The organism is Sphingomonas canaveralia, from assembly GCF_047238125.1.
Classification (GTDB): Bacteria; Pseudomonadota; Alphaproteobacteria; order Sphingomonadales; family Sphingomonadaceae; genus JBDFMH01.
Window position 1 is genome coordinate 3,382,763 of record NZ_JBDFMH010000001.1, and the last position, 21,963, is coordinate 3,404,725.

Annotated in this window: 24 protein-coding genes and 1 tRNA gene; 17 read left to right on the forward strand and 8 right to left on the reverse strand. The window is 66.3% G+C overall.

Features of this window, described 5'->3' with window-relative positions; translation table 11 throughout:
* Positions 1 to 14: 14 nt before the first annotated feature.
* The 4 genes from rpsI to ABC347_RS16880 form a co-directional block, all read right to left on the reverse strand.
* Complete coding sequence (gene rpsI / locus ABC347_RS16865) at positions 15 to 578, reverse strand: 30S ribosomal protein S9 (protein ID WP_413246866.1); 564 nt, start codon at positions 576 to 578, stop codon at positions 15 to 17.
* Positions 578 to 1,057, reverse strand: coding sequence for a 50S ribosomal protein L13 (gene rplM, locus ABC347_RS16870; RefSeq protein WP_413246867.1), 480 nt, complete (start codon positions 1,055 to 1,057; stop codon positions 578 to 580). Before rplM ends, rpsI begins: the two co-directional genes overlap by 1 nt.
* Positions 1,058 to 1,199: 142 nt before the next feature.
* The gene (locus tag ABC347_RS16875) at positions 1,200 to 1,955 is read right to left on the reverse strand and encodes a hypothetical protein (RefSeq protein ID WP_413246868.1); all 756 of its coding nucleotides are present in this window, start codon (positions 1,953 to 1,955) and stop codon (positions 1,200 to 1,202) included.
* A complete protein-coding gene (locus ABC347_RS16880; protein WP_413246869.1) occupies positions 1,955 to 3,004 on the reverse strand; it encodes a COX15/CtaA family protein in 1,050 nt (349 codons plus the stop codon). The genes ABC347_RS16875 and ABC347_RS16880 overlap by 1 nt, the downstream gene beginning before the upstream one ends.
* Positions 3,005 to 3,137: 133 nt before the next feature.
* Here ABC347_RS16880 and ABC347_RS16885 point away from each other — a divergent pair, with 133 nt between their 5' ends.
* Together ABC347_RS16885 and ABC347_RS16890 are read left to right on the forward strand one after the other, a co-directional pair.
* Positions 3,138 to 3,521, forward strand: a complete 384-nt coding sequence (locus ABC347_RS16885) for a MerC domain-containing protein (protein ID WP_413246870.1) — start codon at positions 3,138 to 3,140, stop codon at positions 3,519 to 3,521.
* 41 nt (positions 3,522 to 3,562) lie between these two features.
* Positions 3,563 to 4,030 (forward strand): Fur family transcriptional regulator, encoded by a 468-nt coding sequence (locus ABC347_RS16890; RefSeq protein WP_413246871.1) that lies wholly within the window; start codon positions 3,563 to 3,565, stop codon positions 4,028 to 4,030.
* Between the two features lie 37 nt (positions 4,031 to 4,067).
* Here ABC347_RS16890 and ABC347_RS16895 read toward each other — a convergent pair whose 3' ends face one another.
* Entirely contained in the window at positions 4,068 to 4,547 is a 480-nt protein-coding gene (locus ABC347_RS16895; RefSeq protein ID WP_413246872.1) for a GNAT family N-acetyltransferase, read from the reverse strand.
* Between ABC347_RS16895 and ABC347_RS16900 the strand changes: the two genes are divergently transcribed.
* From ABC347_RS16900 to ABC347_RS16910, 3 genes are all read left to right on the forward strand, one after another.
* The gene (locus ABC347_RS16900; protein WP_413246873.1) at positions 4,546 to 4,689 is read left to right on the forward strand and encodes a hypothetical protein; all 144 of its coding nucleotides are present in this window, start codon (positions 4,546 to 4,548) and stop codon (positions 4,687 to 4,689) included. The genes ABC347_RS16895 and ABC347_RS16900 overlap by 2 nt on opposite strands.
* 9 nt (positions 4,690 to 4,698) lie before the next feature.
* A complete protein-coding gene (dxs, locus tag ABC347_RS16905; protein WP_413246874.1) occupies positions 4,699 to 6,624 on the forward strand; it encodes a 1-deoxy-D-xylulose-5-phosphate synthase in 1,926 nt (641 codons plus the stop codon).
* Between the two features lie 196 nt (positions 6,625 to 6,820).
* The gene (locus tag ABC347_RS16910; RefSeq protein WP_413246875.1) at positions 6,821 to 6,964 is read left to right on the forward strand and encodes a hypothetical protein; all 144 of its coding nucleotides are present in this window, start codon (positions 6,821 to 6,823) and stop codon (positions 6,962 to 6,964) included.
* A gap of 4 nt (positions 6,965 to 6,968) precedes the next feature.
* Here the strand turns inward: ABC347_RS16910 and ABC347_RS16915 are convergent, their stop codons facing one another.
* Positions 6,969 to 8,387 (reverse strand): sigma-54-dependent transcriptional regulator, encoded by a 1,419-nt coding sequence (locus tag ABC347_RS16915; protein WP_413246876.1) that lies wholly within the window; start codon positions 8,385 to 8,387, stop codon positions 6,969 to 6,971.
* Positions 8,388 to 8,632: 245 nt separating this feature from the next.
* Between ABC347_RS16915 and ABC347_RS16920 the strand changes: the two genes are divergently transcribed.
* The 5 genes from ABC347_RS16920 to ABC347_RS16940 all read left to right on the forward strand — a co-directional run bounded on the left by ABC347_RS16920 (position 8,633) and on the right by ABC347_RS16940 (position 12,156).
* Positions 8,633 to 8,767: an aa3-type cytochrome c oxidase subunit IV gene (locus ABC347_RS16920; protein WP_413246877.1), complete on the forward strand. Its 135-nt coding sequence runs from the start codon at positions 8,633 to 8,635 to the stop codon at positions 8,765 to 8,767.
* Between the two features lie 11 nt (positions 8,768 to 8,778).
* Complete coding sequence (locus tag ABC347_RS16925; RefSeq protein ID WP_413246878.1) at positions 8,779 to 9,900, forward strand: NAD(P) transhydrogenase subunit alpha; 1,122 nt, start codon at positions 8,779 to 8,781, stop codon at positions 9,898 to 9,900.
* The gene (locus ABC347_RS16930; protein WP_413246879.1) at positions 9,897 to 10,262 is read left to right on the forward strand and encodes a hypothetical protein; all 366 of its coding nucleotides are present in this window, start codon (positions 9,897 to 9,899) and stop codon (positions 10,260 to 10,262) included. The genes ABC347_RS16925 and ABC347_RS16930 overlap by 4 nt, the downstream gene beginning before the upstream one ends.
* A gap of 1 nt (position 10,263) precedes the next feature.
* Positions 10,264 to 10,557, forward strand: a complete 294-nt coding sequence (locus ABC347_RS16935; RefSeq protein WP_413246880.1) for a proton-translocating transhydrogenase family protein — start codon at positions 10,264 to 10,266, stop codon at positions 10,555 to 10,557.
* 105 nt (positions 10,558 to 10,662) lie between these two features.
* Positions 10,663 to 12,156 (forward strand): NAD(P)(+) transhydrogenase (Re/Si-specific) subunit beta, encoded by a 1,494-nt coding sequence (locus tag ABC347_RS16940; protein ID WP_413246881.1) that lies wholly within the window; start codon positions 10,663 to 10,665, stop codon positions 12,154 to 12,156.
* A 70-nt stretch (positions 12,157 to 12,226) separates the two neighbouring features.
* Here the strand turns inward: ABC347_RS16940 and ABC347_RS16945 are convergent, their stop codons facing one another.
* The gene (locus ABC347_RS16945; protein ID WP_413246882.1) at positions 12,227 to 12,574 is read right to left on the reverse strand and encodes a putative quinol monooxygenase; all 348 of its coding nucleotides are present in this window, start codon (positions 12,572 to 12,574) and stop codon (positions 12,227 to 12,229) included.
* Positions 12,575 to 12,701: 127 nt separating this feature from the next.
* Here ABC347_RS16945 and ABC347_RS16950 point away from each other — a divergent pair, with 127 nt between their 5' ends.
* On the forward strand, positions 12,702 to 12,923 hold the full coding sequence (locus tag ABC347_RS16950; protein ID WP_413246883.1) for a DUF1272 domain-containing protein: 222 nt from the start codon (positions 12,702 to 12,704) through the stop codon (positions 12,921 to 12,923).
* 4 nt (positions 12,924 to 12,927) lie between these two features.
* On the opposite strand, the gene ABC347_RS16955 is transcribed toward ABC347_RS16950, so the two are convergent.
* Positions 12,928 to 13,494: a hemerythrin domain-containing protein gene (locus tag ABC347_RS16955; RefSeq protein ID WP_413246884.1), complete on the reverse strand. Its 567-nt coding sequence runs from the start codon at positions 13,492 to 13,494 to the stop codon at positions 12,928 to 12,930.
* A gap of 191 nt (positions 13,495 to 13,685) precedes the next feature.
* Here ABC347_RS16955 and ABC347_RS16960 point away from each other — a divergent pair, with 191 nt between their 5' ends.
* The 6 genes from ABC347_RS16960 to ABC347_RS16985 all read left to right on the forward strand — a co-directional run bounded on the left by ABC347_RS16960 (position 13,686) and on the right by ABC347_RS16985 (position 21,950).
* Positions 13,686 to 14,582: a winged helix DNA-binding protein gene (locus tag ABC347_RS16960; protein WP_413246885.1), complete on the forward strand. Its 897-nt coding sequence runs from the start codon at positions 13,686 to 13,688 to the stop codon at positions 14,580 to 14,582.
* Between the two features lie 44 nt (positions 14,583 to 14,626).
* Positions 14,627 to 14,701 (forward strand) — tRNA-Val (locus ABC347_RS16965).
* Positions 14,702 to 14,917: 216 nt separating this feature from the next.
* Positions 14,918 to 16,888: a serine hydrolase domain-containing protein gene (locus ABC347_RS16970; RefSeq protein WP_413246886.1), complete on the forward strand. Its 1,971-nt coding sequence runs from the start codon at positions 14,918 to 14,920 to the stop codon at positions 16,886 to 16,888.
* Between the two features lie 235 nt (positions 16,889 to 17,123).
* Positions 17,124 to 18,395: an ATP-dependent Clp protease ATP-binding subunit ClpX gene (clpX, locus tag ABC347_RS16975; protein WP_413246887.1), complete on the forward strand. Its 1,272-nt coding sequence runs from the start codon at positions 17,124 to 17,126 to the stop codon at positions 18,393 to 18,395.
* 343 nt (positions 18,396 to 18,738) lie between these two features.
* Positions 18,739 to 21,147: an endopeptidase La gene (gene lon / locus ABC347_RS16980; protein WP_413246888.1), complete on the forward strand. Its 2,409-nt coding sequence runs from the start codon at positions 18,739 to 18,741 to the stop codon at positions 21,145 to 21,147.
* Between the two features lie 23 nt (positions 21,148 to 21,170).
* The gene (locus ABC347_RS16985; RefSeq protein WP_413246889.1) at positions 21,171 to 21,950 is read left to right on the forward strand and encodes a class II aldolase/adducin family protein; all 780 of its coding nucleotides are present in this window, start codon (positions 21,171 to 21,173) and stop codon (positions 21,948 to 21,950) included.
* The last annotated feature ends 13 nt before the right edge of the window (positions 21,951 to 21,963 follow it).

Here is a 21,963-nt window from a genome sequence, read left to right on the forward strand (position 1 = left end):
CGATCGGCTGAGGATCAGCGCTTCGAGAACTGGAAGCTGCGGCGGGCCTTGGCCTTGCCATACTTCTTGCGCTCGACCGCGCGGGGATCGCGGGTCAGGAAGCCGGCCGCCTTCACGGGCGCACGCAGCACCGGCTCATAGCGGGTCAGCGCCTGGCTGATGCCGTGCTTGACCGCGCCGGCCTGGCCCGAAAGGCCACCGCCCTTGACGGTGCAGACGATGTCGTACTGGCCGGTACGCTCCGCCACTTCGAACGGCTGGTTGATCACCAGGCGCAGCGTGGGACGCGCGAAATAGACTTCCTGATCGCGGCCGTTGATCGTGATCTTGCCCGAGCCCGGCTTGAGCCAGACGCGCGCGACTGCATCCTTGCGGCGGCCGGTGGCATAGGAACGGCCCTGGGCATCGATGATCTGCTCGCGCAGCGGCATCGGCGCAGGCGCCGGGCCGGACTGCGACGGAGCTTCCTCGGCAGCGGCGGCCGGGGCGGCAGACGCCTCTGCAGTCGGCGCGGGGGCGGGGGCCTGCGCGCCGGTCAGCGCGGCGAGATCGGCGAGGGACTGGCGAGTGTCGGACATTATGCGCCCACCTTGTTCTTGCGGTTCATGGCCGCGACGTCGAGGACCTGCGGATCCTGCGCAGCATGCGGGTGATCGGTGCCGGCGAAGATGCGCAGGTTACGCATCTGCTGGCGGCCGAGCGGGCCGCGCGGGATCATCCGCTCCACGGCCTTTTCAAGCACGCGCTCCGGAAAGCGACCGTCGAGCACCTTGGCCGCGGTCACGCCCTTGATGCCGCCGGCATAGCCAGTGTGCTTGTAATAGATCTTCTGCTGGGTCTTGCGGCCAGTGAAGCGCACCTTGTCCGCATTGACGATGACGACATTGTCGCCGCAATCGATGTGGGGCGTGAAGCTGGGCTTGTGCTTGCCACGCAGGATGTTGGCGACGATCGACGCAAGCCGGCCGACGACCAGGCCTTCAGCATCGATCAGGTGCCACTTCTTTTCCACCGTCGCCGGGGTCGCCGACTTGGTGGTCTTCATGAGCGCTTTCATGGCTCTTCGACCTTCTGTTCGCAAAAAAAGCCGCGCCGCCCGTTTCCGGACGGCGCTGATGGCGGCCCCAATGCCGATCGTGGGCCTGCGAGTCAAGCAAAAGCGCGGGTTTGACGACGGGTATCCAGATACCCGACGATATTCAGCGCCTGCTTATCGTCCGTTCGGCGATCACGATATTGTCCGATGGCGAACGTGTGAGGCTGTGGATCCGGCGAGTCAGTCCGGTCGCTCGGTCGATCGTCAGCAGGCGCTCGCGCCGGGCCTGATCCAGCATGTCGACCATGCGATAGGTCAGCGTGTCGGCGGTCGATGCCTGCAGGTGCGCCTTGCTGCCGTCGGCGGTAACCGAGCCGGTGGGGGACAGGGCGGGGAGCGCCGCACCGAGCAGTTCGCGGGCGAATTCGCCCATGATCCGATCGCGCTCGGCCGGATCGGCGGCGGCGACGCTGGCGAGGTGTGCCCGGATCGGCGCCAGCCGCGGCGCATCCGCACCATGGCGCGCCTCGAGCCGATCGAGCAGCGCGCGGTGCGATGCCATGATCCGCGCCCAGACCTGATCACCATCTAGCACGGCGCCGGGCTGGCCATCGGCGGCCACGAACAGGCTGGTGGTGATGTCGTCGAACGCGCCGACGCCAGTCTTGAACATTTCGGCGACGGGGGCGGGGGCATCGGTCCCATGCCCGATCTGGGTCACGTCCATCCGATATCCCTGGCCGACGCGCGTAAAGCGTACGCGGCTGACCAAAGTGAAATCGCGTGCGCGATCGCCGACGATGCGCCGGTCCGTCATCGCATAGACCATCGGCACATCGACCGGCGGCGCGAACTGCAGCGCGGCAGTGGCGGACGCTGCAAGCGCGGGGGGCGCCATCAGCAGCGCCACCGCAAGCATCACGCGCGGACCGACCCGAGGCGGTGCGCGGTCGCGACCAAGATCCCGAGCAGCAGCGCCCCCACTGCCTGGTGGAGCGCCGCGATCGGCAGCGCCATGCCGCTAAGCAGCGTGGCGATGCCAAGCGTGATCTGGCAGCCGATCGCCACGAGGATGGCGGGTAGCGCCCAGCCGGCACCGGCGCGCCGCGCGGCGATGCCGAGCAGGACCGCGCCGGCCGCCGCGATCCAGGCGAACCAGCGGTGGATGAACTGCACCACCACCGGATTGTCGATCAGGTTGGCCGGCACGCTGAGCGCAGCCTGCCAGCCACCGGCGGGAAACCAGTCCTCACCCATCTTCGGCCAGCTCGAGAAGGCATAGCCGGCATCGAGCCCCGCGACGAACGCGCCGAGGATGATCTGCACCGCCAGCAAGGCCAGCGCGATCACCGCTGGGCGGCGCAGCCGGGCCGGTCGCTGGACGCCGCGGGCAAGCGCGCGCAGGTCGAGTGCGGTCCAGATCAGTCCGGACATGATGAACAGGGCGGCAGACAGGTGGATCGCCAGCCGGACATGGCTGACATCGGGCCGATCGACCAGGCCAGAGGCGACCATCCACCAGCCGATTGCACCCTGCAGCCCGCCGAGCGCAAAGAGCGCCGCCAACCGTGGACCATAGCCACGCGGAACGGCGCGCTTCCAGAGGAACCAGGCGAAGGGGAGTGCGAAGGCCAGCCCGATCAACCGACCGAGCACGCGGTGGATATATTCCCAGAAGTAGATGCGCTTGAACGCATCCAGCGACATGCCGGCATTGACCTTGCGATATTCGGGGCTGGCCTTGTAGGCCTCGAATTCGGCCTGCCAGCCGGCCGCGTCGAGCGGCGGCACGATACCGGACACCGGTTCCCACCGCACCATCGAGAGGCCGGATTCGGTCAGCCGCGTGATCCCGCCGACCACGACCATCGCGAAAACCATTGCGGCCAGCACCGTCAGCCAGGCGGCGATTGCGCGGGGACGGGGGCGGGCGGGGCGACGTTCGATTGATCGCGCGAGAGTGGCCATGGCCGCGCGCTATGCTCCGATCGTGCGGGCGAGGCAATCTGCACGGAACTTATCGGTGCTATGTGATATTGTAACTTCCACTGTTGCGTGCCATATCGCCGCCAGCATCGAGACTCGGAAAGCCACACGCATTTTGGACGACATCGCACCCCGCACCATTATTCCGGGCCGGCTGAGCCTGGATCGGCTGGCGATCGGCCTGTCCGCGCTGTGCCTGGTCCATTGCCTGACGACAGCAGTGCTGGTGATCGCGCTGTCGTCGGTCGGCGGCTGGCTGGTCCACCCTGCGATTCACGAGATCGGCCTGCTGATCGCGGTGCTGTTCGCGGCCGTCGCGCTGGGCCAGGGGATGCTGCGCCACGGCTATATGCTGCCTGCGGCGATCGGCGGGCTCGGTATCGGGGTGATGGCCGGCGCCGCCAGCGTACCGCATGGTCCGATGGAGACAGTCTACACTATATTGGGCGTCGCAATCGTGGCGCTGGGGCATGACCTCAACCGGCGCGCGCTGATCTGACAGCCGTTGCCGCCGGACCGCCGAACGCCTAGATTCGCGTTATGGCCCACGCGCACAACCACCATATCCACGAAGGCGAGGCGCTCGCCGATGCGGCCCAGGCCGCGCTGACCCGGGCCGGCGAGCAATGGACGCCGATGCGCGCATCGGTGTTCGACGCGCTGGCCGGGTTCGATAAACCGGCATCCGCCTACGATATCGCCGAGGCGGTCTCGGCGGCGCAGGGGCGGCGCGTGGCGGCCAACAGCGTCTATCGCATCCTCGACCTCTTCGTCGGCGCGAACTTGGCGTTGCGCGTGGAAAGCGCGAACGCGTTCATCGCTAATGCGCATCCGGCCTGCCGGCACGACTGCATCTTCCTGGTCTGCGACGGCTGCGGGCAGATCACCCATATCGACGACGACCGGCTGACCGCGGGCGTGCGGGCAGCGGCGGGCGATGCGGGATTCGCGGCCGATCGCCCGGTGATCGAGGTGCGCGGCCGCTGCGCGGAGTGCCAGGCGGCATAGCGAGCGCTGGTCCTCATCAGCCTTGTTCGTAAGGCAATCAGACCAGCGACTTGCCCATCCGCACCCCCGGTACCGCCGGCCCTTCCGCCGCCAGTCGGGCGACACGTTCGATCGGCCGATAGCCGCAGGCCGCGTAGAGCGGTTCGCCGGCGAGCGTCGCCATCATCTCGGATCGGGTGAAACCGGCGGTGCGCGCGGCGTCCTCGCAAAGCGCCAGCACCAGCCGGCCGATCCCGTGGCGCACGAAATCGGGATCGGTGTACATGGCCCGTATCCGGGCGGGATCTCGCCCAGGATCGAGCCGGGTGTCGTCGCGCAGCCCTGCGGTATGATCGCCACCATAGAGCGTCGTGCGGAAGCTCCACCCGCCGCAGCCGGCTAGCCGCCCGCCCGATTCGACCAGGAAATAGGTGCGATCCCCGATCAGTTGACGATCAAGCCCCATGCTGCGGCGGCTGGCTTCGATTTGCGCGGGATCGAGAAAACCGCGCTGCAACTCGGCGATCGCGCGCTCCATGAGCGCGCCGATGTCGGGTATGTCGCGCTCGGTCGCGATCCGGTGGCTCAGGGACGGCACGACCCACCGGTTGCCGCGATGGCAGCCCGCGATCAAGCGCCGCGCGATGCTGCCAATCGACACCCGCGCCGCGCTGGGCTAAATGACGGGGATGTCCAAGACGCCTGACACACCGTTGCTCGACACGGTCGATACGCCCACCGATCTCCGCACGCTGAAGCCCGAACAACTGCGCCAACTGGCCGACGAACTTCGCGCCGAGATGATTTCCGCGGTCGGCACCACCGGTGGCCATCTGGGATCCGGGCTCGGCGTGGTCGAGCTGACGGTTGCGTTGCATTATGTGTTCGAAACGCCGCGCGATCGGTTGATCTGGGATGTCGGCCACCAGGCCTATCCGCACAAGATATTGACCGGGCGGCGGGCACGGATTCGCACGCTGCGCCAGGGTGGCGGCCTCTCCGGCTTCACCAAGCGGTCCGAGAGCGACTATGATCCGTTCGGGGCGGCGCACAGCTCGACTTCGATCTCGGCGGCGTTGGGTTTCGCGGTGGCCAACAAGCTGGCGGGGCAGCCGGGCAAGGCGATCGCGGTGATCGGTGACGGCGCGATGTCGGCGGGCATGGCCTATGAGGCAATGAACAATGCCGAGCAGGCGGGCAACCGGCTGGTCGTCATCCTGAACGACAACGACATGTCGATCGCGCCGCCGGTAGGCGGGCTTTCCGCCTATCTGTCGCGGATCGTCTCCAGCCGCGAATTTCTGGGCCTGCGCGATCTGCTGAAGCGAGTCGCTCGGCGGCTGCCGCGGCCGCTTCATTCCGCCGCCCGCAAGACCGACGAATTCGCGCGCGGGCTGACGATGGGCGGCACACTGTTCGAGGAACTGGGCTTCTATTATGTCGGCCCGATCGACGGCCATAATCTCGAGCATCTGATCCCGGTGCTGGAAAATGTGCGCGATGCCGCCGAGGGGCCGTGCCTGATCCACGTCGTGACAAAGAAGGGCAAGGGCTATGGCCCCGCCGAGGCGGCGGCCGACAAATATCATGGCGTGCAGAAGTTCGACATCGTCTCGGGCGTGCAGGCCAAGGCGCCGCCGGGGCCGCCAAGCTATACCGGCGTGTTCGCGAACGCGCTGCTGGCCGAGGCTGCGCGTGACCGCACCGTCTGCGCGATCACCGCGGCGATGCCGTCGGGCACCGGGCTCGACAAGTTCGCCGCCGCGCATCCGGACCGCTTCTTCGATGTCGGTATCGCCGAGCAACACGCAGTGACCTTCGCCGCCGGGCTGGCCGCGCAGGGGATGCGGCCATTCTGTGCGATCTATTCCACCTTCCTGCAGCGCGCCTATGACCAGGTGGTGCACGATGTGGCGATCCAGAACCTGCCGGTGCGCTTCGCGATCGACCGGGCGGGACTGGTCGGCGCGGACGGTGCGACCCATGCCGGAAGCTTCGACATCACCTATCTGGCGACGCTGCCGAACTTCGTGGTGATGGCGGCGGCAGACGAGGCCGAGCTCACGCACATGGTGCACACCTGCGCGGTTCATGACAGCGGGCCGATCGCACTGCGCTATCCACGCGGCAACGGCACCGGGGTCACGATCCCGGCCGAGCCGCAGCGCCTGGAGATCGGCAAGGGCCGCATCGTGCGCGAAGGCAAGACCGTCGCGATCCTGTCGTTGGGCACGCGGCTGGAGGAAGCGTTGAAGGCAGCCGACCAGCTCGATGCGCAGGGGCTGTCGACCACCGTCGCCGATCTGCGCTTCGCCAAGCCGCTGGACGAGGCGCTGATCCGCAAACTGCTGGTGACTCACGAAGTGGCGCTGACGATCGAGGAAGGGTCGATCGGCGGGCTTGGCGCGCATGTGCTGACCTTGGCGTCGGACGAAGGGCTGATCGATGGCGGGCTGAAGCTGCGCACGCTGCGGCTGCCCGACATGTTCCAGGATCAGGACAAGCCCGAGGCGCAATATGCCGAGGCGGGCCTGGATGCCGATGCGATCGTGGCGACGGTGCTGGCCGCGCTGCGCCGCAATTCCGTCGGCGTGGTCGAGGGCGCGCGCGCCTGAGCGAGGTGGCGCAGAATCCTACTTCTTGGTCGTGAAGTGCGCTAAACCTTGGTGCGTTACGCGGGACTTCGGGCGCCCGCAGCGATCGCAATGACGTTTCTTCCTCGAAAGAGCCTCATCTCTGAATTGGCACGGCTCCTGCAATACTCTTCGCATACCGCCAAAACGGCGGAAGCCAAGGTTCAGGAGACTTCAGATGACCAAGCTCGATCTCGCCACCGTCCGCCGTACCGCCCTCTCGGCCGTGGCCGCGCTGGTACTGTCCACCACCTGCGTCGTCGCCGCGGTCGGCCCGGCGCGGGCCGCCGAATCCGGCGTCGTCACCGGCCAGCGCGCCTGACCGGTCAGGCCGCGCTGTCGATGCCGAGTTCGCCCAGCTTACGATAAAGGGTGGACCGGCCGATGCCGAGGCGGCGGGCGACTTCGGTCATCCGTCCGCGATAATGGCCGATCGCCAGCCGGATCACATCGGCCTCGATCGCATCGAGCGAGCGCATATGGCCGTTTGCTTCGAACAGAGTGACGCCGGCCCCGCGGGCCAGTGCGGTGGTCGAAGCTTCGCGGCTAAGCGGCGAGGCGGTGGCGATCGCCAGCTGCGGAAAATCGTCGACGGTCAGCGCATCGCCGTCACACAGCACCGCTGCGCGGAACAGCGCATTCTGGAGCTGGCGGACATTGCCCGGCCAGGCATAGGCCATCAGCAGGCCAAGCGCATGATCGGTGATGCCAAGCGGGCGCATGCCGGGCTGGCGCGACACGCGCGCCAATAGATGGCGGGCAAGCGCGGGAATATCGCCCGGGCGATCGCACAGCGGCGGGATGGTGAGCTGGACGACGGCAAGCCGGTAATAAAGGTCCTCGCGGAACTGGCCGTCAGCGATCTCGTCGGCAAGCGTACGATTGGTGGCGGCGATCACGCGTACATCGACCGTTGTCGGCCGGCGCGCGCCGATCGGCTGGACCTCGCCCGACTGCAACACGCGCAGCAGCTTGACCTGCGCATCGAGCGGCAATTCGCCGATCTCATCGAGGAACAGGGTGCCGCCGTCGGCCTGCGCGAAGCGACCGATATGGCGATCGAATGCGCCGGTAAAGGCCCCGCGTTCGTGGCCGAACAGCTCGCTTTCGATCAGGTTGGCGGGAATCGCACCACAATTGACGACTACCATCGGCTTGCGCGCGCGCGGCGATGCCGCATGGATCGCCTGCGCGACGACCTCCTTGCCGGTACCACTGGCGCCCTCGATCAGCACCGGCACGCGGGCGCGGGCCGCCTTGGCCGCGACGGCCAGTGCGGCGCGGAAATTGGGGGCAGAGCCGACAATCTCGTCGAAGCCCAATCGCTCGTCGATCTTTTCGCTGAGCGGGCGCAGCTCACCCGACGCGCGACCGCGATCGGATGCCGCATCCAGGGCCGCAAGCAACCGGTCGGACGCGATCGGCTTGACCAGGAAATCGGTGGCGCCGGCGCGCATCGCGGCGACGGCATTGCCGACCGACGAGCTGGCGGTGAGCAGCAGGATCGGCAGATCGGGATGCTGGCCGCGCAATTCGGTGACGAGCGCGGCAGCATCGGGCGCGGGCTGCCAGCTGTCGATCAGTATGGCATCGACCGCGCCATCGGCCAGCAAACCCGCGATCGCTCCGCGATCGGCGGCCCGGCGGGTGCGCCAGCCGGCGCGCGCCGCGATCGCCGACACCAGCCGCGCCTGCGCGGGCTCGTCGTCGATCAGCAGCAAGGTTCGCGTCGCATCACGCGGCATGGAAATCCCCATCTGTGGAACCTGCTTCATAATGGTGCCAGGTAAAAGCCGACTTAAGCGGGATTCGCTATGACTGGTGTCACTTACAGTCGAGTTCAGTGTTTGCGGGCTACAAATGGTTCCGCAAGCGCGAAGGCCTCGCACGCAACCGCAAAATCGCCGGTTCGCCTCGCTTAAGTGTGGGGGTTGAGCGCGGGGGCGCGCCCGGTTAGGGACAGCGAACCGGGGGCGAAATGGGGATGATCATGGCGAACGAGACCACGGGCATGGATTACAAGGCGCATGAGGGCACCTATGGCGGCTTCCTCTCGCTCCTTAAGATCGGCACGGTCATCACCGTCATCCTGACGGCGATCGTCGTGCTGCTCATCGCCAACTAGGCGGGGCGGCCGTGAAGATCGCGGTTCTACGCGAAACCGCTGCCGGCGAACGTCGTGTCGCCGCGACGCCCGAGACGGTGAAGAAGTTCATCGGGCTTGGCGCGACCGTGGCTGTGGAAAGCGGTGCGGGCACCCATGCGTCTATCGACGATGCGGCCTATGCGGCCGCAGGCGCGGCCGTAGGCGACCGGGCGGCCACCATCGCCGATGCCGATATCCTGCTGGGCGTGGCGGGCCCCGATCCGCAGACACTGGCCGGGGTCAAGCCGGGCGCATGGCTGGCGGCGGGCCTTAACCCGTTCGGCGATCGCGCGCGGATCGATCAATATGCCGGGCTCGGCGTCGAGGCGCTGGCGATGGAATTCATGCCGCGCATCACCCGTGCGCAATCGATGGATATCCTGTCGTCGCAATCGAACCTCGCCGGCTACAAGGCGGTGCTGGACGCCGCGTCCGAATATGGCCGCGCGTTCCCGATGATGATGACGGCGGCGGGCACGGTTTCGGCCGCCAAGCTGTTCGTGATGGGCGTCGGCGTGGCCGGGCTGCAGGCGATCGCCACCGGCCGCCGGCTCGGCGCGCAGGTTTCCGCCACCGATGTGCGATCCGCCACGAAGGAGCAGATCCTGTCGCTGGGTGCCAAGCCGATCTTCGTTGAAAATGTCGCAGGGATCGAGGGCGAAGGTTCGGGCGGCTACGCGACCGAGATGTCGGACGAGTACAAGGCCGCGCAGGCGGAGCTCGTCTCCAGCCACATCGCCAAGCAGGATATCGTCATCACGACCGCGCTGATCCCGGGGCGGCCCGCGCCGCGGCTGATCAGCGATACGCAGATCGCGACGATGAAGCCGGGATCGGTGATCGTCGACTTGGCGGTCGAGAGCGGCGGCAATGTCGAGGGTTCGGTTGCTGGAGAAGTCGTCGAGCGGCATGGCGTGAAGATCGTCGGCCACCGCAACGTCGCATCGCGGCTGGCAGCGGACGCATCCGCGCTGTTCGCGCGCAACCATTTCAACTTCCTCTCCGCTTTCTGGAACAAGGAAACCGGCGGCCCGGTGCTCGACGAGGAGATCGGCGACGCGGTGCGACTGACCAAGGGCGGCCAGGTGGTGAATGCGAGGTTGCTCGGATGATCGGGCTGCTGGCTGCGGCTGCGGCTGCGGTTGCGCCGGCGGCCACGCCGTTGCCGGCCGAAATCGCAGCGATGGCCGGCCGCTGGACGGTCGATCTGCGGCCCAAGTTTTCGGATCCGCCCTACAGCCAGCCGATGATCATCGCGATCGCGCCGGACCGGGTAGTGACTGGGTCCTTCTACAACAGCGAGATCCTGGCGGGCCGCGCCGGGCGGGGGCAGGATCGCGCGTGTGTCGCGTTCCGCACCACCGACGGCAAGGGCATGTACCATACGTCGGCTTGCCTGGTGGAAGGCAAGATGATCGGACAAACCTGGGCAGAGGGGCGTGAATTCGTGCTGCCCTGGACAGCGGAGCGCTAGCATGGACTTTATCTCGATCCTGTCGATCTTCGTGCTGGCCTGCTTCGTCGGCTATTACGTCGTGTGGTCGGTCACGCCTGCGCTGCACACGCCGCTGATGGCGGTGACGAACGCGATCTCGAGCGTGATCATCGTCGGCGCGCTGATCGCGAGCGCAGCCAGCGGCATTGGCGGCGAAGGCACGACATCGAAATGGCTGGGGCTGCTGGCGGTGGTTCTGGCCAGCGTCAACATCTTCGGCGGCTTCGCGGTCACCGCGCGTATGCTGGCGATGTACAAGAAGAAGGCGAAGTAAGCGTCGCCCCTGCGCTGGCAGGGGCCCAAGACTGGCCGGCTCGCCAAGCGATAGAGCCACGGGCTGCCGGCTTGGCCGCAGCGACGGGATTTGGGGGGAATTCGAATGCATGACGCCGTTGCCGCCACGCCCGCCTGGGCTGCGCTCGCCTATCTGATCGCAGGCGTCTGCTTCATCATCGCGCTGCGCGGACTGTCCAGCCCGACCACATCGCAGCGCGGCAACCGCGCGGGCATGATCGGCATGACGATCGCGGTTCTGACCACGCTCGCGACGCACATCCCGGCGATGCCGATCAGCGGCGATGGCTATGGCGGCAATGGCTATGGCCCCGATTCGGCAGGCATGGCGCTGATCCTGGCGGCGATCGCGATCGGCGCGGTGATAGGCATCGTGACGGCGCGGCGGATCGCGATGACGGCGATGCCCCAGCTCGTCGCCGCGTTCCACTCGCTGGTGGGCCTGGCCGCGGTGCTGGTGGCGGCAGCCGCCTATCTGAACCCCGTGGCGTTCGGCATCGCGGACCCTGCGGTGGTGGATTCGGCCGGCCGCGCGCTGATCCATTCGGTCAGCCGGATCGAGATGGGGCTCGGCATCGCGATCGGTGCGATCACTTTCTCCGGCTCCGTCATCGCCTTCCTGAAGCTGAACGGCAATATGGGCGGCAAGCCGATCATGCTGCCCGGCCGCCATGTCATCAATCTGGGGGTGCTGGCCGGCATTCTGGGCCTGGTCGCCTATTTTCTGACCGACCAGAGCCCGTGGGCGTTCTGGACGATCACGGCGCTGAGCTTCGCGATCGGTTTCCTGCTGATCATCCCGATCGGCGGCGCGGATATGCCGGTCGTGGTGTCGATGCTGAACAGCTATTCGGGCTGGGCGGCGGCGGCGATGGGCTTCACGCTGCAGAATTCGGCGATGATCATCACAGGCGCGCTGGTCGGATCGTCGGGTGCGATCCTGAGCTACATCATGTGTCGCGCAATGAACCGCAGCTTCATCAGCGTGATCGCGGGCGGGTTCGGCGCGGCCGATGCCGGCGGCGCGGCGGCGGCGGCGACGGACCGGCCGTGGAAGCGTGGCAGCGCCGAGGATGCGGCGTTCCTGATGCAACAGGCCGAACAGGTGATCATCGTACCTGGTTACGGCATGGCCGTTGCCCAGGCACAGCACGCGCTGCGCGAGATGGGCGATATCCTGAAGAAGGAAGGCGTGAAGGTGAAATACGCCATCCATCCGGTGGCAGGGCGTATGCCCGGGCATATGAACGTGCTGCTGGCCGAAGCGAACGTGCCTTATGACGAGGTGTTCGAGCTGGAGGATATCAACGGCGAATTCGCGCAGAGCGACGTGGCGTTCGTGATCGGCGCCAACGACGTGACCAACCCGGCCGCCAAGACCGACAAGACGTCGCCGATCTACGGCATGCCCGTCCTGGATGTGGAGAAGGCCAAGACCGTGCTGTTCGTGAAGCGGTCGATGGGCGGCGTCGGCTATGCCGGTGTCGACAACGACGTGTTCTACATGGACAATACGATGATGCTGCTGGCCGATGCAAAGAAGATGGTCGAGGATATCGTGAAGGCGATGGCGCACTGATCAGGTTGGCCCGGGTCGACCCGGGCCTTTTTCTCGCAGCGATCAGACCGCGGTAGTCGTCCGCGCCGGCTCAGACGGTGAAGAAGTCTGCGCGCGGCGTCTCGCTCTCGTCATAGACCGGTTCGGCCTTGTCGAACCGGTATTTCTGTACCGAGAAGCCGGTGATGCCGATTCCGCGGCCGAGATGGGCGCCCATGTCGCGGTAGGGCTCGCCTGCGAAATGTCCGGCGAGCGCCGCCTCGTCATCCCATTCCTCGAACACCAGGATCCGGCCGGGCTTGGCTGGATCGACCGCCCAGCTATAGGCGCGGCACCCCGGCTCGGCGAGGGCGGCGGCGATGTGCGGCTGGGCATCGCGCAAAAGCGCGGCCTCGGTGCCGGGCTCGACATCGATATCGCCCGCGATCATAATTCCCATGTCGGCCTCCATTGTGGATGACCCGGCGTAGCAGAGCCGCGCGACCACCCCTGCTCTCGTTTCGGCCAGCCGGTTCGCTCGGAGATGAGCCTGATGCTAGGCTGTACGATACGCGAGGGAGATCGACATGCTGGAGATGAAGCCGCACTGCGAACGCTGCGAGGTGCCGGTCGCGCCAGACATGGACGGCGCCTTCATCTGCTCGTTCGAATGCACGTTCTGCCGTGATTGCGCAGAAGGGCCATTGGCGATGCGCTGCCCGAACTGCGCAGGCCCGCTCGCCCAGCGACCGATGCGTTGCGGCGAAGCCTTGCGCCGCGCGCCCGCTGCTCGCGAGGCGCGCGGCTGAGCGATCAGTCCCCGACGGTCGCGACCTCGTCAGGCTGGGCTTCGCCGGTGCGCCCGAGTTCGCCCTGTTCGGCGATCTGATCGTAGAGTTCAGCCTGGCGCGCGCGCAGCTTTTCGCCCAGCGCCTCGAGATCGATCTTGCCGGCCTCGTGCGCTTCGGTCGCGTCCTTGAAAAGCTCCTCATCCTCCTCGTCGATATGGTGGATGGTCTCTTCGCCCAGCACGTGGACCTTGGCGGCGTATAGTTCTTCGGTGCCGACGAGCTGTTCGAGTTCGGCGACGATGCGCTTGCCCGACTGATGCTCGACGATGCCTTCGTTGACTTCGTCCTCGCCGATGACGGGCTTGAGCGCGGGATAGAGGATTTCCTCTTCGATCGTCATGTGTACGGCCAGCCGCATGCACAGTTCCTGCGCGATCGGCACGAGATCCTCGCCTTCCGCCGCTTCCGCCTTGTCGAACAGCGTGCGGAAGACATGATGTTCTTCCTTCAGCAGCGCGATCGCCAGCGGGTCCTTATCGAGGATGCGGTGATCACCCTGGTCGTTGCGAGGCGCATATTTGCCAGACATGAGCTTGATCTCCCGTTGTCGGCCAAGGAACGGCGGGCGCGAGGCGCGGTTCCCGCCAGCCTGATCTGATCCATTCCGGATCGATTGCCGAGGCCGGGGATCTTATCCCGCCAGAATGGAGCCGATCTGGACTGTCCGTCCGAGGGCGGATAGGCAGAGTGCACAGAACACAAGCGGAACAGGGATGACCTATGCTAAGCGAGCATGACGGGTTGCTGGATCTGCGCGCGACCGTGCTGATCATTGGCGGGGAAGCGTCCGATACCGACGCGGTGACGGCCGCGGGTGCGCGCGGCGTGCGGTGCGGCGCAGATGATTTGATCGCCGACCCGGACTTGCTGCCGCTCGCCGATGCAGTGCTGCTGACGCTGGGTGAAGAAGGCCTGGCGGACGACCGGCTGGCGCAAGCGCTAGCGAGGTTGGGCCGACCGGTCGTCGCCTGCCTGCCGCGTGACGCGATCGACCGCGCGACTGCGCTGCTGGCAATCGAGCGCTGTACTCTGCTCTGCGATCCCGATCCCGTGGAATGCGCGGCGGCGCTGAGCCTGGCGCTGATCGATCCGGGGACCCATCTGAACGATGTCGCTTCCGGCGCAGAGGCGGCGAGGCTGCGCCAGTTGAGCGAGGAGGTCAGCCGGATCGCGCGGGTGCTGGCGGGGCTTTCGGGTGAACGAGCCGGCGGGGGTGCGATCATGCCACGCGCCTCGATACCGACGCCTGATCCGCTGGCCGAGCGGTCGCTGGACGCAAACGCGATTCGCGCGATGCTGCGGGCGCGGCGGTTGCGCGCACATTATTTCGATTCGGAACTGTTCGCCGACCCCGCCTGGGATATGCTGCTGGACCTGATGGCGGCGCGGATCGAGCGACGGCCGGTTTCCGTATCCAGCCTGTGCATCGCCGCCGCAGTGCCATCCACCACCGCACTGCGCTGGATCAAGGCGCTGACCGACCAGGGGCTGCTGCGCCGTGTGCCCGACCCGCGCGATGCCAGGCGGGTGTTCATCGAACTGGACGATGCCAGCGCGGGTGCGATGGCGCGCTGCCTGGCCGCGATGTTCGCGGCAGCGCCCGGCGGCGTTGCCTGACGGGCTTGCCGCGCGCGTCTGGGAATGGCATCGGCTGCCGGCGTGGGCGGTTAGCTCAGCGGTAGAGCGTCTCGTTTACACCGAGAGGGTCGGCGGTTCGATCCCGTCACCGCCCACCACGCACCTTGCCCGGCGTAGTCCAAAGTGGTGCGGCTCCGGGGTGTCTGGTGCTGCTGCAAGCGATCGACCTGCACAGCTGGCGCGGGAAAGACGATCTCCGCGTTCCCGCAAGGCCTACGCGTGCGAACAGTTCGCTCTTCTTTCGCACGTTGGCGGCTTGCCAAGTCCCGGCGAATAAAGCCTAAAGCTGGGCGGAGACCGCTGGGGGGATCCACATGAAGCTATTGCTTGCCGCGATTTCAATCGCCGCTTCGTCGATCGCATTGTCCGCTGCTATCGCGCAGGCCGCACCGCAGGCGGCGGCGATGCCGGTCGGATCGGATGCGACGATCGTGGCTCCTGAAGGCTGGGCGGTTGCCCGCAGCGCTGGCATCGTGCGGTTCACGCCGCCGGAGAAGGATCTGCAGGTTGCGATCGCGCCCGTTGCCAGCGCGAAGGATGGCAAGGATGCCGCGGCCCAGGCCTGGCGGCAGGTTCGCCCGGCCTTCGCCTGGCCGGTGCGGCTGGTGCAGCCGGTGCCCGCCCGGGACGGTTGGGATGAGGCGTTCGTGATCGATTACGAGGTGCCGCCGGCCGAGAAGGCGATCGCGCAGGCGGTCGCGCTGCGGCACGGGACACGCTGGACGGTGCTTGCCCTCGAAGGGGCTATCGCCACGATCGACAAGCGCAGCGGCCAGTTCGACGCATCTGCCGATACGCTGCGTCCCGCCGGCTATGTGAAGGAAAGTTTTGCCGGCAAGACTGCGCATCGCATGGATGCGTCGCGCATCGCGGAGCTGAAGCGCTTCGTGCAGTCGGCGATGACGGAACTGAAGATCCCGGGTGTGGGGCTGGCCGTAATCGACGGCGACCGGATCGCCTATGAAGGCGGGATCGGCGTGAAGGACGTGGCCAGCGGCGCGCCGGTCGGCAAGGACACGCTGTTCATGATCGCTTCCAACACCAAGGGCATGTCGACGCTGTTGCTATCCACGCTGGTCGATCAGGGCCGGCTCGACTGGAACCGGCCCGTGATCGATTACATGCCGAGTTTCCGGCTGGGAAACGCGGAGACGACCCGCAAGGTGCTGGTGAAGCATCTCGTATGTGCCTGCACGGGGCTGCCGCGCAAGGATATGGAATGGCTGTACAATACGCGGCCGGATACCGGGCCGGAAGAAACCTTCCGGCAGCTTGCCGCCACCCAGCCGACCAGCGGCTTCGGCGAGACGTTCCAATATAATAATCTGATGGCCAGCGCGGCCGGCTATCTTGCCGCCCACATCCTCTATCCGGAACTGCCGCTGGACGAGGGCTATGACCGCGCGATGCGCGAGCGGGTGTTCGAACCGCTGGGTATGCGGGCGACGACGTTCAGCAACGCCCAGGCGATGCAGGGCGACTGGGCAAAGCCCTATGACGTTGATCTGGAGGATCGGCTGCAACCGGTCGACATGAAGTATAACGATACGGTGGTGCCGTACCGTCCGGCGGGCGGCGCCTGGTCTTCGGCGCACGACATGGCGCTTTATGTGCGCGACGAGCTTGACGAGGGCGCTCTGCCGGGCGGCCAGCGCTTCGCCTCGGCGGAAAGCGTGCTGGCGCGTCGCGTCCACAATGTGCCGACCGGGGAGAATATCTGGTACGGCATGGGGCTGGAGGATGATGCCAGCAAGGGTGTGTCCGTGATCCAGCACGGCGGCAGCCTGTTCGGCTACAAGAGCAACTGGTTCGCGGTGCCCTCCGCCAAGGTGGGCGTGGTCGTGCTGACCAATTCGGAAAGTGGCTACACGCTGGCCAATGGCGTCAAGCGCCGGCTGCTCGAGCTGCTGTACGACGGGAAGCCGGAAGCGGTCGAGAATGTGAAGCTGGCGGCTAAGCGCGCGCAGGCGCAGGCGGCGAAGACGAACAGCGAGATCGACCGGGACGTGAGCGCGGCGGAAGCGGCACCGTTCGTGGGCGACTATGCGAGCACCGAGCTTGGCCCGCTTGCCATCCGCTACGATCAGGGGCGCCTGACGATGCGTGCCACCTCGATCTGGTCGGACCTTGCGCCGCGACGCAACAAGGATGGCACGACGTCCCTTGTCACGACATCGCCGGGCTTCATCGGGCTCGAGCTGCTCGCACGGCCGGCGAACGGGCGGCAGGCCCTGGTGCTCAACGATGCCCAGCACGAATATATGTTCGTGGCGACCAAGCCCTGATTGGCGCAACGTCCAGAGGATCGCTTTCTCAGCGCACTGCCGGCCGCGTTCCGTGGTTCGTGCTGGCCGGGCAGGGCAGCGAGCTGAGCCGCGCTGGCCAGCGAATACGTCGAATGCCGGTCGGTGACGGCTTGTTTATGGCGGATGGGCTAGACATATTGGCTGCATCGGCCGCACACCCCGGGGCGGGCGGCGCGACAGGGTTTGGCCGCATGGCGGTCGTCAGGAAGAGAATATGACAAAGCTGAGCGGCGGCGATTCCAAGAGCACTCTCTACTGCTCGTTCTGCGGCAAGTCGCAGCACGAAGTGCGCAAGCTGATTGCCGGGCCGACCGTGTTCATCTGCGACGAGTGCGTGGAGCTGTGCAACGATATCATCCGCGAGGAGACGAAGTCCGCGCTCGTCAGCCGCAAGGATGGCGGGGTGCCGCCTCCGTCCGAAATCTGCGACGTGCTCGACCAGTATGTGATCGGCCAGCAGCAGGCGAAGCGCGTGCTCTCGGTGGCGGTTCACAATCACTACAAGCGGCTGGCGCATGGCGCCAAGGGTGCCGATGTAGAGCTTGCGAAGTCGAATATCCTGCTCGTCGGGCCCACCGGCTGCGGCAAGACGCTGCTGGCGCAGACGCTGGCGCGCACCTTCGACGTGCCGTTCACAATGGCCGACGCGACCACGCTGACCGAGGCCGGCTATGTCGGCGAGGATGTCGAGAACATCATCCTGAAGCTGCTCCAGGCATCCGACTATAATGTCGAGCGTGCGCAGCGCGGCATCGTCTATATCGATGAGATCGACAAGATCAGCCGCAAGGCGGACAATCCCTCGATCACGCGCGACGTATCGGGCGAAGGCGTGCAGCAGGCGCTGCTGAAGCTGATGGAAGGCACGACAGCCAGCGTGCCGCCGCAGGGTGGCCGCAAGCATCCCCAGCAGGAATTCCTTCAGGTGGACACGACCAACATCCTGTTCATCTGTGGCGGCGCGTTCAGCGGGCTGGAACGGATTATCGGCGATCGCCTGCAGGGCAAGTCGATCGGGTTCGGCGCCTATGTGGCGAGCCCGGAGGAGCGCCGCGTGGGCGAGACGCTGCGCCAGTGCGAGCCCGAAGACCTGCTGAAGTTCGGCCTGATCCCCGAGTTCGTCGGTCGCCTGCCGGTGATCGCGACGCTGGAGGATCTCGACGAGCCGGCGCTGGTCAAGATCCTGTCCGAGCCGAAGAATGCGCTGGTGAAGCAATATGCCAAGCTGTTCGACATGGAGGACGTGAAGCTGGGCTTCACCGACGACGCGCTGGTCGCGGTCGCGCGCAAGGCGATCGAACGCAAGACCGGCGCGCGCGGGCTGCGATCGATCCTGGAAGGCATACTGCTCGATACGATGTTCGATCTGCCATCGATGGATGGCGTGGACGAGATCCGGATCGACAAGGATGTGATCGAGGGTCGCAAGGATCCGGTCCGCGTGTTCGCCAAGAAGGACAAGGAACAGGCCGCTCCGGCGGCCTGATCCGCGGCCGGAGGCTATTCCGCACGACGGGTTCCGGTCACCGGGCCGATCACTATGGTCTGCTGGCCGGTCCGCATTTCTGCTCCTGTTGCTAGACGGCCGACACCTGTGGCTGGCCGCATGCGGCGCTGGACACTGGTCTCCGGCCGTGGACCTGCGCGAATGCGACACACGCAGCCCGATCCCGCGCTCTTGCGACCGTCCGGTCCCACGCTGTGAGAAGCGCTAGGTTTCAGCTGCCCCGACGATGCATGATCATGCTGCGGGCGCGGTGGATTGATCGGACGGTGGGTCACGCCCATATGTTTTTCGAACGGCGCATCCCCTGCGCCACGGAGCTTTCATGACCGAGACACTTCCCGTCCTGCCCCTGCGCGATATCGTCGTCTTTCCCCAGATGATCGTGCCGCTGTTCGTGGGCCGCGACAAATCCGTCGCCGCGCTCGAAAGCGCGATGGCTTCGGACAAATCGATCTTCCTCGTCGCCCAGCTCGATCCGGCCGAGGACGATCCCGATCGCGACGCGCTTTATGACCTGGGTGTCGTGGCGACGGTGCTGCAACTGCTGAAGCTGCCCGACGGTACGGTTCGCGTTCTGGTCGAGGGGCAGCAGCGCGCCCGGCTGGATACGCTGAACAATGATGGCGGCCATCTCCAGGCCAGCGTCTCACTGATCGAGGACGACGGGTCGGACGGTCCCGAGATCGGTGCGCTGATGCGTTCGGTGGTCGACCAGTTCGAAAACTACGCCAAGCTCAACAAGAAAATGCCGGCCGAGACGGCGGTGCAGCTCGGTCAGATCGAGGAACCATCGCGGCTTGCCGATGCGGTGGCGGCCAATATCAACATCAAGGTCTCCGACAAGCAGACGCTGCTGGTCGAGCTCGATCCCGCGCGACGGCTCGAGATGGTGTTCGCCTTCATGGAAGGCGAACTGGGCGTGCTGCAGGTGGAGAAGAAGATCCGCAGCCGCGTGAAGCGGCAGATGGAGAAGACCCAGCGCGAATATTATCTGAACGAGCAGCTGAAGGCGATCCAGCGCGAGCTGGGCAATGCCGAGGATGAAGGCGGCGGCGACGAGCTGGCCGAGCTTGCCCAGAAGATCGCGACGCTGAAGCTGAGCAAAGAAGCGCGCGGCAAGGCCACCGCCGAGCTGAAGAAGCTGCGCACGATGGCGCCGATGTCCGCCGAGGCGACGGTGGTGCGCAACTATCTTGATGTGCTGCTGGGCCTGCCCTGGGGCAAGAAATCGAAGATCAAGAAGGATATCGCGCAGGCGCAGCTGGTGCTGGATGCCGACCATTACGGGCTCGAGAAGGTCAAGGACCGGATCGTCGAATATCTGGCGGTGCAGGCGCGCACGAACAAGCTGAAGGGGCCGATCCTGTGCCTGGTCGGCCCGCCCGGCGTGGGCAAGACCAGCCTGGGCAAGTCCATCGCCAAGGCCACCGGGCGCGAGTTCATCCGCCAATCGCTGGGCGGCGTGCGCGACGAAGCCGAGATTCGCGGCCATCGGCGGACCTATATCGGCTCGCTGCCCGGCAAGATCGTGACGAACCTCAAGAAGGCGGGCACTTCGAACCCGCTGTTCCTGCTCGATGAGATCGACAAGCTGGGACAGGATTTCCGCGGCGATCCCGCTTCGGCGCTGCTTGAGGTGCTGGATCCGGAGCAGAATAATCGCTTCCAGGACCATTATCTGGAAGTCGATATCGATCTGTCCGACGTGATGTTCGTGACGACCGCGAACTCGCTGAACTTGCCGCAGCCGCTGCTGGACCGGATGGAGATCATCCGGCTGGAGGGCTATACCGAGGACGAGAAGGTCGAGATCGCCAAGAGCCATCTGCTGGAGAAGCAGATCAGCGCGCATGGGCTGAAGCCCGAGGAGTTTGTGCTGACCGACGAGGGCCTGCGCGACCTGATCCGCTATTACACGCGCGAAGCCGGTGTGCGCACGCTGGAGCGCGAGATCGCCAAGGTGGCGCGCAAGGTGCTGCGAAGGATTCTAGAGGGCAAGGCGCGCAACGTTGTGGTCGGTCCGGACAACCTGTCTGAATTCTCTGGCGTGCGGAAATATCGCTACGGCGTGTCCGAGGAAGAGGATCAGATCGGCGCGGTCACCGGGCTCGCCTGGACCGAGGTCGGCGGCGAGCTGCTGACGATCGAGGCGGTGACGGTGCCCGGCAAGGGCGCCGTGCGCACTACCGGGAAGCTGGGCGACGTGATGCAGGAATCGGTGCAGGCTGCCTTCAGCTTCGTGCGTGCGCGAGCACCGGCGTTCGGCATCAAGCCGTCGCTGTTCCTTCGCAAGGACATCCATATCCACCTGCCCGAAGGCGCGGTGCCCAAGGACGGACCGTCTGCCGGCATCGGCATGGTGACCGCGATCCTATCGACGCTGAGCGGCGTGCCGGTGCGGCGCGACGTGGCGATGACCGGCGAGGTCACGCTGCGCGGCCGGGTGCTGCCGATCGGCGGGCTCAAGGAAAAGCTGCTCGCAGCGCTGCGCGGGGGGATCGCCACTGTGCTCATCCCGCAGGAGAATGAGAAGGATCTGGCGGATATCCCGGCAGTGATCCTCGACGGGCTGGAGATCGTGCCGGTCGGTCATGTCGATCAGGTGCTTGAACGCGCGCTCGTGCGTCCGCTGGAGCCGATCGAATGGACCGAGGCGGACGAGCTGGCGACCCAGCCGCCGCCGCACCTGGCGCCCGCGGTGCCGGTGGGCGAAGTCGGCGTGCGGCACTAGGGCGAGGACGAAGGGAGGCGGCGATGCCGGACGGCGCGGACGGGGCACCATCGGTGCGGGATTCGGTCCCGGCCGAGGAGTGGGCGGTTCGCGTCGACCTTGCTGCCGCTTACCGCCTGGTCGCGCTCTACGGCTGGGACGACCTGATCTTCACCCATCTATCCGCGCGGGTGCCGGGTCCCGAACATCATTTCCTGATCAACCCCTATCAGCTGATGTTCGAGGAGATCACCGCTTCGTCACTGGTCAAGATCGACATGGACGGGCGGCCGGTGTTGCCGACACCTTACATTGTGAACGCGGCCGGCTTCACCATCCATTCGGCGATCCACATGGCGCGCGAGGATGCGCGCGCAGTGCTGCACTTGCACACTCCGCATGGCCAGGCAGTATCGGCGATGGACGAAGGACTGCTACCGCATACCCAGACGGCGATGATCGCGGCCGGCGATCTGGCGTATCACGACTATGAAGGCATCGCGACTGACTTGGAGGAACGCGAGCGGCTGGTGGCCGATCTCGGCGATGCCCATGCGATGATCCTGCGCAACCACGGCACGCTTGCGATCGGGTCGACCGTGGGCAGCGCATTCATGCGGATGTATTTCCTGGAACGCGCCTGCCAGGCGCAGGTGCTGATGCTGGCGGCGGGCCGTGACCGGCTGAATACGCCGCCGCAGGGTACGCCCGACAAGGTACGCCAGCAGACGCCCAAGCAGGTGGTGGATGCGGGCGCGGACATGCTTGCGTGGCCGGCGCTGCTGCGCAAGCTCGATCGGATCGATCCGAGCTTCCGGGAATAGGTCCGTCCCGTGG

Coding starts and splice junctions, on each gene's coding strand:
- rpsI (WP_413246866.1), bottom strand. CDS start 578: ATGTCCGACACTCGCCAGTCCCTCGCCGATCTCGCCGCGCTGACCGGC.
- rplM (WP_413246867.1), bottom strand. CDS start 1,057: ATGAAAGCGCTCATGAAGACCACCAAGTCGGCGACCCCGGCGACGGTG.
- ABC347_RS16875 (WP_413246868.1), bottom strand. CDS start 1,955: ATGCTTGCGGTGGCGCTGCTGATGGCGCCCCCCGCGCTTGCAGCGTCC.
- ABC347_RS16880 (WP_413246869.1), bottom strand. CDS start 3,004: ATGGCCACTCTCGCGCGATCAATCGAACGTCGCCCCGCCCGCCCCCGT.
- ABC347_RS16890 (WP_413246871.1), top strand. CDS start 3,563: ATGGCCCACGCGCACAACCACCATATCCACGAAGGCGAGGCGCTCGCC.
- ABC347_RS16900 (WP_413246873.1), top strand. CDS start 4,546: ATGAGCGCGCCGATGTCGGGTATGTCGCGCTCGGTCGCGATCCGGTGG.
- ABC347_RS16895 (WP_413246872.1), bottom strand. CDS start 4,547: ATGGAGCGCGCGATCGCCGAGTTGCAGCGCGGTTTTCTCGATCCCGCG.
- dxs (WP_413246874.1), top strand. CDS start 4,699: ATGTCCAAGACGCCTGACACACCGTTGCTCGACACGGTCGATACGCCC.
- ABC347_RS16910 (WP_413246875.1), top strand. CDS start 6,821: ATGACCAAGCTCGATCTCGCCACCGTCCGCCGTACCGCCCTCTCGGCC.
- ABC347_RS16915 (WP_413246876.1), bottom strand. CDS start 8,387: ATGCCGCGTGATGCGACGCGAACCTTGCTGCTGATCGACGACGAGCCC.
- ABC347_RS16920 (WP_413246877.1), top strand. CDS start 8,633: ATGGCGAACGAGACCACGGGCATGGATTACAAGGCGCATGAGGGCACC.
- ABC347_RS16930 (WP_413246879.1), top strand. CDS start 9,897: ATGATCGGGCTGCTGGCTGCGGCTGCGGCTGCGGTTGCGCCGGCGGCC.
- ABC347_RS16935 (WP_413246880.1), top strand. CDS start 10,264: ATGGACTTTATCTCGATCCTGTCGATCTTCGTGCTGGCCTGCTTCGTC.
- ABC347_RS16940 (WP_413246881.1), top strand. CDS start 10,663: ATGCATGACGCCGTTGCCGCCACGCCCGCCTGGGCTGCGCTCGCCTAT.
- ABC347_RS16945 (WP_413246882.1), bottom strand. CDS start 12,574: ATGGGAATTATGATCGCGGGCGATATCGATGTCGAGCCCGGCACCGAG.
- ABC347_RS16950 (WP_413246883.1), top strand. CDS start 12,702: ATGCTGGAGATGAAGCCGCACTGCGAACGCTGCGAGGTGCCGGTCGCG.
- ABC347_RS16955 (WP_413246884.1), bottom strand. CDS start 13,494: ATGTCTGGCAAATATGCGCCTCGCAACGACCAGGGTGATCACCGCATC.
- ABC347_RS16960 (WP_413246885.1), top strand. CDS start 13,686: ATGCTAAGCGAGCATGACGGGTTGCTGGATCTGCGCGCGACCGTGCTG.
- ABC347_RS16970 (WP_413246886.1), top strand. CDS start 14,918: ATGAAGCTATTGCTTGCCGCGATTTCAATCGCCGCTTCGTCGATCGCA.
- clpX (WP_413246887.1), top strand. CDS start 17,124: ATGACAAAGCTGAGCGGCGGCGATTCCAAGAGCACTCTCTACTGCTCG.
- lon (WP_413246888.1), top strand. CDS start 18,739: ATGACCGAGACACTTCCCGTCCTGCCCCTGCGCGATATCGTCGTCTTT.
- ABC347_RS16985 (WP_413246889.1), top strand. CDS start 21,171: ATGCCGGACGGCGCGGACGGGGCACCATCGGTGCGGGATTCGGTCCCG.